Here is a 341-nt window from a genome sequence, read left to right as displayed (position 1 = left end):
GTAGGCCCCATTGTGGTCTACACCCAACGAAAAGCCAAGAAACTTCAACCGTAGAGGGCTACCGACTTTGGTTTTATCTGGGTTCACTTTAACTTTCAAGCGCTTTTCTAGAAACTGGATAATGCTTCGCATTACTCGTTCTCCGGCTCGTTGACTTTTAACATAGATGTTACAATCATCCGCATAGCGCACAAAGTGATGACCACGTCTAGTCAACTCTTTGTCCAACTCATTTAGATAGATGTTCGCCAGTAGTGGGGACAATGGCCCTCCTTGTGGGGTTCCTTTTTCGCTCTTAGCGAAAAGCCCATGGTCTAAGACTCCGCTAGTTAGAAACTTAC

The 341-nt window shown here is 45.5% G+C and carries 1 protein-coding gene; it reads right to left on the bottom strand.

Annotation, left to right across the window (positions count from 1 at the left end; translation table 11 throughout):
* Positions 1-341: reverse transcriptase domain-containing protein (locus LMC10_RS10640; RefSeq protein WP_267866777.1), on the bottom strand; the 341-nt coding region annotated here is incomplete at both ends.

The sequence above is a fragment of the Limosilactobacillus reuteri subsp. simiae genome (assembly GCF_020784875.1).
Classification (GTDB): Bacteria; Bacillota; Bacilli; order Lactobacillales; family Lactobacillaceae; genus Limosilactobacillus; species Limosilactobacillus reuteri_H.
This window is presented reverse-complemented; position numbering and strand designations above follow the sequence as displayed.